Origin of the sequence: Grimontia marina, assembly GCF_900060185.1 — a bacterium.
Classification (GTDB): domain Bacteria; phylum Pseudomonadota; class Gammaproteobacteria; order Enterobacterales; family Vibrionaceae; genus Enterovibrio; species Enterovibrio marinus.
This window is the reverse complement of the sequence record NZ_FIZY01000054.1, coordinates 23,538-31,344: the sequence shown is the minus strand read 5'-3', so window position 1 is coordinate 31,344 and position 7,807 is coordinate 23,538. Positions and strand designations below refer to the sequence as shown.

Below are 7,807 nucleotides of genomic sequence, written 5' to 3'. Positions count from 1 at the left end.
GAACTGAGTGCCGTCGACTGAAAGTAAACTTAGGCCAAACCATTTGTCATCGCTATCTTCCTGCTGGGTCCAATGGGCTGCTGTCAGTTTAAAAAGCGCTTCCAAAGGTTGGGCGGTGAGGCGCTTTCTCGCTTGAGGGATAGCACTTGGTGCAACAGAATCCCCTAAGTGGTTGGAAAGCTTGAGGTCTAATTTATCTAAAACTTCCGTGATGGGTTTATCCCGATACAAGCCAATACCGACAATCAACCAAACGACAAGTTCGGCGGGTAACTTACGCCGTCTCATACTGGCTTTGTTGGTCGAATCAAGGGCTTGCTCTATCCATTCGAGCGGGAGTTCTTTTTGGAAGAGGGCCATTGATTCGGGTGCAGCAAACGTATCGACATCAATCAGCCAGTGAGCCAACATAAAAAATACCCTCAGCAATTAGTGTACTGAGGGTATTGTTAACCATCTGTAGGATCGTTCAACTGATCAATGCCTTAACTGATCGGTGTTAACCTCTTCAGGTGGCCTTTACATATCATCGTTTGCCAGAAGTTAGGCGACCAGCGTATAGGTGATCACATAGAAATCTTGATCGTTTGGGTAGATTTCGCGGATCAATGGCTTTAATTCTTCCAGCGGAATGAACTCCTGAGCAGCGTGCTCTTCGTTGATGTCATCAAAACCAATTTTTTCCACTGACACGATATCAATCTGGCAAACGTACTCGTCCTTCTCCAGCGTATGAACATCGACACGCGTTCCCGGCACATAATGACTTTCCGATTCGTCGCGAATAGTGATGGTTTTCTTACCCGACGCGACAAGTGGCGTCAGCCATTCGAAGAAGGTGATTTTGTTTGGAGCCTGATCCACAGTCGAACCTGCAATACTTGATAAAGGAGGTCGGAGTATATTCGCGTTTTTGCTTCTCACAAAGAAAACAATCGCCATTGCGATACCCAGCAATACTTGGATTTCATCATGTTAGAAAGGACACGACAATGAATCCCAAGATGATTGCACTTTTCTCGCTGATCACTGCAGTGAATGTGTCAGCTATGACGTTAACGAGCCCGCAGGTCACGGAAGGAGAGTCCTTGAAAAAAGGACAAATATTCGATGGATGGGGGTGCAAAGGCAACAATCATTCACCAGAGTTGAAGTGGGTAGACCCACCTGAAGGCACGAAAAGCTACGCTGTCACCATGTATGACCCAGATGCACCAACGGGCAGTGGCTGGTGGCATTGGGTAATGATAAATATCCCTGCTGATGTGCAGTATTTGAAGTTGAATGCTGGGCAGAAAGGCGGTGGCCAAATGCCTAAAGGCGCACAGATGCAGCGAAATGATTTCGGTTTTGTTGGCTTTGGCGGGGCATGTCCTCCACCCAAAGCATCCAAGCATAACTACCAGATCACAGTCTTTGCGTTAGATGTGGAGAAACTGGATGTTCCTGCTGAAGGCTCTCCAGCATTGGCTGGGTATAACATCCTTCAGCACCGAATTGGAGAAGCACAACTTATTGCGCCAACGAATGCGAGAGATTGAAAAGAGGGTAACGAAATAAAACACGAGATGACGAGGATTGGCACTTGGTCCAAGTGCCAATTTAAACCAATTAGAAGTTCGCCAAGAAGAATGGAATCATCAGTGCGTTAACCAAATCGATAAAGAAAGCACACACCAAAGGCACGATAATGAATGCCAAATGCGAGTTACCGTAGCGCTGAGATACTGCTGACATGTTCGCCATTGCGGTTGGCGTGGAACCCAGCGAGATACCGCCAAAGCCACTACAAATCACTGCAGCATCAAAATTCTTACCCATGGCTGGGAACACCACATAAATATTGATCAATACAGCAACAAGGAATTGTGCGGCAAGAATGGTAAATATAGGGCCGGCTAAGTCGATAAGCGTCCAAAGTTGCATGCTCATCAAAGACATCGCGAGAAACGTACCGAGTGAAATGTCTGCCAGTAAAGCAACGGCAGGCTTGCGCGATGGCCATTGCGTGCCTGTAAGTCTTGGAAAAGACTTGGGAACGAGATTGGTCATGATGATGCCTGCAAACAAGCAACTGACGAACAGCGGTAGTTGAAGACCAAGCTCCGAGATTCCTTCATTAATAACAAAACCCAGAATGATACAGATATGAATCGCAAGAACGGCATCAAGGAAATCGAAGCTGTTGATTTGCTTTGGCGCTTGGTTTTCTTCTGAGCCGATATCTAAAGGTTCAACGGTTTGCGGTTTTAGCTGGTGCTTTTGAATAAGGAATTTGGCAATGGGGCCACCCATTAAGCTGGCAAGGATAAGGCCAAAGGTGGCGCTGGCGATACCAATTTCCATAGCATTGGAAATACCGTATTCCTCAGCAATTCTTGGCGACCAAGCGATCGCTGTGCCATGTCCGCCAATCAGGGAAACGCTTCCACCTAACAAACCAACAGGCGATTCAAGACCAAACAGCCCCGCAACAGTAATCCCCGTCAGATTCTGCACCACCATATAGCCAGTTGTGATGAGCAGAAGAATCACCAGTGGGCGTCCGCCTTTCATCAAATCACCAAGGCTGGAGTTGATGCCGATAGTGGTAAAGAAATAGACCAGCAATATGTCCCTTGCGACGAGATTGAAAGAAATTTCGATACTTGTGAAGGCATAAAAAAGTGAAAACAACACAGAAAAAAGGATGCCGCCAGTAACAGGTTCAGGAATGCTGAACTCTTTTAATACAGGGATGGCCTGGTTCAATCTACGTCCGATAAACAGAACCAAAATGCCGAGCGTTACGGCGAAAAAAGAGCTTACCTGAATCAGGTTTTGTTCAAGCAGGAATTCCACGTTATCTCACCCAATCGTTGTTTTTAGTGTCGAGTGAAGCTAGCTAAACATAGGGTTATGACAAGGAACAGTCGTGATGGGGTTGTAAGCGTAAATGACTGAGGATACGCAGATCAATTGCGGTGGATCTCACACAGAGCATGTCTGTTTTCATCGAGAGTACTCATCGCTTGAATAGCGCTAACGCTGCAATGGCCTCCCTCACAGTGGGGAAATGAATTTTGGTCAGGCAAACCTCTGCTTTGCAAAACTCATGGGCTTGAATCAGGCCAGAAACCTCGGCGGCATTGAAGCGCTGAGTGTGCCGAAAGAGTGAAATTTGTCGGTTTTCCATCGACAGTAAAAAGCTGGCACCTTCGGAATCAATCAGAATATCTTCGTTGCTGAAAATCATATCTGTTACTTCACCTTCAAGCTGGCTTTGACTGGCAATAAAAATCAGTTCGTCGTCACCTTCGAGTTTCAGAATAGCGGGCCAAACTGGGGTAGAGGACATTGTTGTTTCTCTTTGCATTTATAATGACCAGCGAATTAAACACCCATCATTGGTTTGCTGACAACCGTTTCTGGGCAATCAGTGACCGTCTTTCGTGGCTTTGATGGCATATAGCAATGGCACTTGCTGACCTTTGTGAAGCAATTGATAGCCTTTTTGCTCTACATACTCCAAACCTTCGAAGCAGTTATAAGGGCTGTATGGATACTCAGCAAAAGCATCAATTCGAAGGCCTGCCTGAATCAGCGCATTGATGACTTCGCTGAGTGGATGTGGCCAGGTAGCCATGGTCGATGTGGTGCCATCACAGTTTTCTGTGTAAGTGCCTTCCTCTTCAATATCCGGTTCCGCACTTGGAAAGTAGGAGTAACCGTAGAGTAGGTCATTAAACGTATGGAACTCGACGATGTGGAACTCCCCACCCACTTTCAGTGCACCTGCGACTGTCTTTGCCCAGCGCGATAGATCCGGTAGCCAACAAAGGACACCGTAAGAGGTGAAAACGAGATCGTATTGCTCTGTGTTGCTCTCCCCAAATTCGTAGATATCGCTTTCAATAAACCTTGCTTCGAGGCCCAAATCGCGACTGAGGCATTGGGCTTGTTCAATCGCAGCAGGAGACAGGTCTACGCCAGTGACTTTTGCGCCTAAACGCGCCCAGGAAAGGGTATCCTGGCCAAAGTGACATTGGAGATGGAGAAGGGATTTACCTTCTACGTTTCCGACTTGTTCGAGTTCGATGGCATTGAGTGAAGATTTGCCCTGTTTGAATGCTTCAACATCATAGAACTTTGATTCAATGTGAACTGACGTTCGCTTATTCCACGCTTCTTTGTTGAGGCTCAAATAATCCAATTCCATCGCTGTTCACCATTAATGTGGTTTTCGAAAACAAATCTGGACTGACCCTATATCCCTTCGCCAAGCAGCGCCAGATAATCATTCATAAACTGGATATGCTTCTCAGCTTCAATTGCAGCGACACTCTGCGCCAACCTATTTAACGGTGACTAAGGGAAGAGAGCAGACAAAGGCCAACAGTAAACTGCTGGCCTTTTTGCTTTTCGTCTATTCACTGAGAAAATTACAAACCAAACAGCTTTGCTTTATCCAAAACTCTAACCACATCGCCAATCCAATGATCATCAGTAATTGCTTGGTTGAGCATCAGAGCAATGCTGGTTTTTGTCTTTGGCTCGTAGTAAGCGTAAATGCCCCAGAAGCCATCATGACCATAGAATTTTACTTTACGAAATTTATCGAGCTGATAAACCCGTTCAGTGAGCCCTAAACCGTAGTTGTATTGGGTCAGATAATCGGTGGTGGGAAAGGTCGTGGGCAAGAACGACATCATGCTTTGCAGAGAATCTGAATGGGTGAAAAGCTTACCGCTATAAAGCGCTGTTAGAAGATGTCTCAACATATCAGCGTTAGTGACAACACCGCCTCCGCCCCAATCGGTGGAGGTGTTGATCCCAAGATCAACGATGTTTAGATTACCTAGTCCATCCCGACTGGCGTCAAGATAATGATCAGCAGGCGGTTCAGATTGGGCTGGCTCATACCACTCCAGATACGAACCTATCATACCTGCAGGGCTGTATATTCCAGTCCGGTAATTTTCAGCGAGCGACATACCGGTGACTTTCTCGATAATCAAGCCCAACAACAAGTAGTTCGAATCCGTGTAGAAAAACTCAGTGTTCGGGGCGCCGTAGGGCATATTTCCCATATTGTTTTGAAAGAAATATGCCAGCAAGGTAGCAGGTGTCCATTGTTGTTTCGATATGCCACTGGGAAGCACGCTTGTCGCATCCAGAACTATCTTTTCAGCGAGAGTCATACCTGAACCTTCTCCGAAAAGATAATCATGTATACCCGAACGGTGGCTGAGTAACTGCCGCACCGTAATTTGAGCGCCGATAGCTTGCCCATGATAGACACTTAATCCCGAAACGGATTCACCTGAAGGCATATCAGTATCAGACAGGATTTCTCCAATTGGTTGGTCGAGGCTAAGCTTGTTTTGTTCGACGAGTTGCAAGACTCTGATCGCAGTAAGCAATTTGGTGACGCTACCGGTACGGAAATTCTGGTCAGGTCGAAGAGGTGTGTTGGTACGTGTGTTGCCGATTCCCATGGATTTATGCATTCGGTATCCATGCTTTGGAACATCGACCAAGAGAATGGCATTTTCAATGTTGTTTTCTTCCTCCAAACGGTCAAACAACTTTTCAAACTCTATATTGGCACGGCCTTCCAAAAACACGTCAACATCAATACCTGAGGTATCAATGTCATCGGAATCACCACATCCAGCCAATAAACCAACGGTTAATAACATCATCCAACGGGTGAATTTGAGCATTTCATGACGCGACTGTTTTCTCGGAAACAGCTCATTTAGCGTGCGCATAAACCTAGTCCTTTTGTTGTGTCGAAAACACAGAGACTAAGTGCTGTAAGTGGGCGACAAGTGCCGCCCGATAGGACAGGACAAAAGGAAAAAGCCTTTAGAACTGGCGGCTTAAACCTTTACCCCATTGGTGAGGCCTAGGTGTCGGAATTGGCTTGGGGTCATGCCAGTGTGTTTTCGGAAGGCGGTATAAAAGGCAGATTTGGAGTTAAATCCCGAATGTAAACCAATGTCGATAATAGGCATGGCGGGATGAGAAATAAGCTGTGCTTTTACCACTTCCACACGGTACTGATTGACGAAATCGAAGAAGTTCAGTTGTTGGTGTTGGTTGATTGCCTGCGAAACATTGTGGAGCGAATGGCCAGTTTCTTCTGCAAGCTGCTTTAATGACAGTTCGGAATCAAGATAACTCTGATGTGATTCCATGTGCTGTGAAATCTCTGTGAACAGCACTTCTGCAAGAGCAGCCGTCAATGACGATTTTTCATATTTTGCTTTGCCTTTTTCTGACCCCGGGGATTTTGTTTCATCGCTGACCTGCGGGATTTCCTGGGCTGGATTATTTTCCACCGATCTGGCTTCGGGTTGCTGGATCAAAGGTTCGAAGAGTGTCTTTTTCTGGAATCCCAACACTGTTAACACGGTAACGATAAACAACAGCATCAGATCGCTGATCTGATTGATAGGAAAACCGGTCACTCCTGCGCTGTCCAGAATGAGATAGACAACATCAAGTGTCCAGAACAGAAACAGTGCCAGTTGAAGCGCAATTGTCCACGTTAGGGTGATTTTTGATGGGGAAGAGTAGTAACCCTTGAGTGCGTTTATTGTGCGTAACGTGGCTTTTACACATAACCACAGGTACACCTGTCCTTGAATAATGGCTGCCAATACGACGAACGCCACACCAGGAGTCAAATACCAGGGGGTAAGCTCAGCAGAGCTGCCCGTGAGTAACGCCGCCTTATTCGCAGATGACTGAAAGTAAAAAGGGATGAGTAGTATTAAAGACAGAACAAAAGGAGAGAAATGCCAAAAATAGGCTCGGTCTATTTGCTTGCGCAGGAGGTGGCTGATATAGCCATACACCAAAGGTGAAAAAACCAAACTTAGGGGAAATACTAATCCAAGGATGTGTGGATATTCAGTGTGCAAATCTCTTTGGTAACTGAAACTGTCCAATAGCACTAAAGCCAGTGCAAAACTCATCGCGGCCAGCCACTTTCGTGAAGCACCAAGCTGGTTGTGCGAAAGAAATAACACAGCCAACAAACCACTTTGAATCACGCCAAATAGTGTTGCAACTTCAATCCATGACATTGAAATAACCCAATTTATTATTCTTTTATTGAGAGCATTGGAGTTTATACCTAAATCAAATCAATGCCAGCATTTGAGTATACCCAAATGACTAAGGGTTCTAATCTCTACTGAGTGCTATCTTCCCAGCCAAACCGATCAACATAACACCTGAAGTCCCTTCAATCACACGCGAGAATCGTTGGGATTTTGCCGACGAGAACAACCAGCTTCCCAAAATGGCATACGAGAGGTTGCAAAGCGTGGCGGTGATGCAGAAGACGACACCAAGAACCAGAAGCTGAGATTCAGGTGAGGCCGCTGTCGGGTCAATGAACTGGGGAAGAAATGACAGGAAGAACAATGCGACTTTGGGGTTCAACACTGCCACCATCACGCCTTGTTTGAAAACATTGACGTTATTGCCTGCATCGGAAGCGCTGATAATGATCTTCGAATTGCCAGACAAGAAGTTTCTCAGCGCACAAATACCTAAATACAAAAGGTAAGCCGCTCCCAAATACTTCACCGCCACAAAGGCGACAGCGGAATTGACGATAATCGCCGAAAGACCAAATACTGCTGCGAAGGTATGCACGAAGTACCCTACACCTAACCCTGTCGCGGCGCGAAGCCCCATCTTTAGTTTTCCTGCCATGGTGTTGGACACGATATAAACCACATCCTGACCAGGGATCAGATTGATAGAAAGCGAAGCCACCACAAAAAGTAATAAGGTTTGGATTTCCATA

General features: G+C 46.1%; 9 protein-coding genes. 1 reads left to right on the top strand and 8 read right to left on the bottom strand.

Annotated features, from left to right (window positions below):
- Both GMA8713_RS20810 and yqfB read right to left on the bottom strand, forming a co-directional pair.
- Window positions 1-411: transposase domain-containing protein (locus tag GMA8713_RS20810; protein WP_198159441.1), on the bottom strand; the 411-nt coding region annotated here is incomplete at its 3' end.
- A 132-nt stretch (window positions 412-543) separates the two neighbouring features.
- Window positions 544-864: a N(4)-acetylcytidine aminohydrolase gene (gene yqfB, locus GMA8713_RS20805; protein WP_062713888.1), complete on the bottom strand. Its 321-nt coding sequence runs from the start codon at window positions 862-864 to the stop codon at window positions 544-546.
- A 128-nt stretch (window positions 865-992) separates the two neighbouring features.
- On the opposite strand from yqfB, the gene GMA8713_RS20800 reads away from it, so the two are divergent.
- Window positions 993-1,541, top strand: coding sequence for a YbhB/YbcL family Raf kinase inhibitor-like protein (locus tag GMA8713_RS20800; RefSeq protein ID WP_062713876.1), 549 nt, complete (start codon window positions 993-995; stop codon window positions 1,539-1,541).
- A gap of 70 nt (window positions 1,542-1,611) precedes the next feature.
- On the opposite strand, the gene gltS is transcribed toward GMA8713_RS20800, so the two are convergent.
- From gltS to GMA8713_RS20770, 6 genes are all read right to left on the bottom strand, one after another.
- On the bottom strand, window positions 1,612-2,841 hold the full coding sequence (gltS, locus tag GMA8713_RS20795) for a sodium/glutamate symporter (RefSeq protein ID WP_062713874.1): 1,230 nt from the start codon (window positions 2,839-2,841) through the stop codon (window positions 1,612-1,614).
- Window positions 2,842-3,004: 163 nt separating this feature from the next.
- The gene (locus GMA8713_RS20790; protein ID WP_062713872.1) at window positions 3,005-3,337 is read right to left on the bottom strand and encodes a DUF4144 domain-containing protein; all 333 of its coding nucleotides are present in this window, start codon (window positions 3,335-3,337) and stop codon (window positions 3,005-3,007) included.
- 78 nt (window positions 3,338-3,415) lie between these two features.
- Window positions 3,416-4,198 carry a class I SAM-dependent methyltransferase gene (locus tag GMA8713_RS20785; RefSeq protein ID WP_084387799.1) on the bottom strand — a complete coding sequence of 261 codons (783 nt, stop codon included), beginning with the start codon at window positions 4,196-4,198 and terminating at the stop codon, window positions 3,416-3,418.
- Between the two features lie 223 nt (window positions 4,199-4,421).
- The gene (locus GMA8713_RS20780) at window positions 4,422-5,753 is read right to left on the bottom strand and encodes a serine hydrolase domain-containing protein (protein WP_062713870.1); all 1,332 of its coding nucleotides are present in this window, start codon (window positions 5,751-5,753) and stop codon (window positions 4,422-4,424) included.
- Window positions 5,754-5,864: 111 nt separating this feature from the next.
- Window positions 5,865-7,076 (bottom strand): helix-turn-helix domain-containing protein, encoded by a 1,212-nt coding sequence (locus tag GMA8713_RS20775; RefSeq protein WP_062713868.1) that lies wholly within the window; start codon window positions 7,074-7,076, stop codon window positions 5,865-5,867.
- Between the two features lie 100 nt (window positions 7,077-7,176).
- The gene (locus GMA8713_RS20770) at window positions 7,177-7,806 is read right to left on the bottom strand and encodes a LysE family translocator (protein ID WP_062713864.1); all 630 of its coding nucleotides are present in this window, start codon (window positions 7,804-7,806) and stop codon (window positions 7,177-7,179) included.
- Between the last annotated feature and the right edge of the window lies 1 nt (window position 7,807).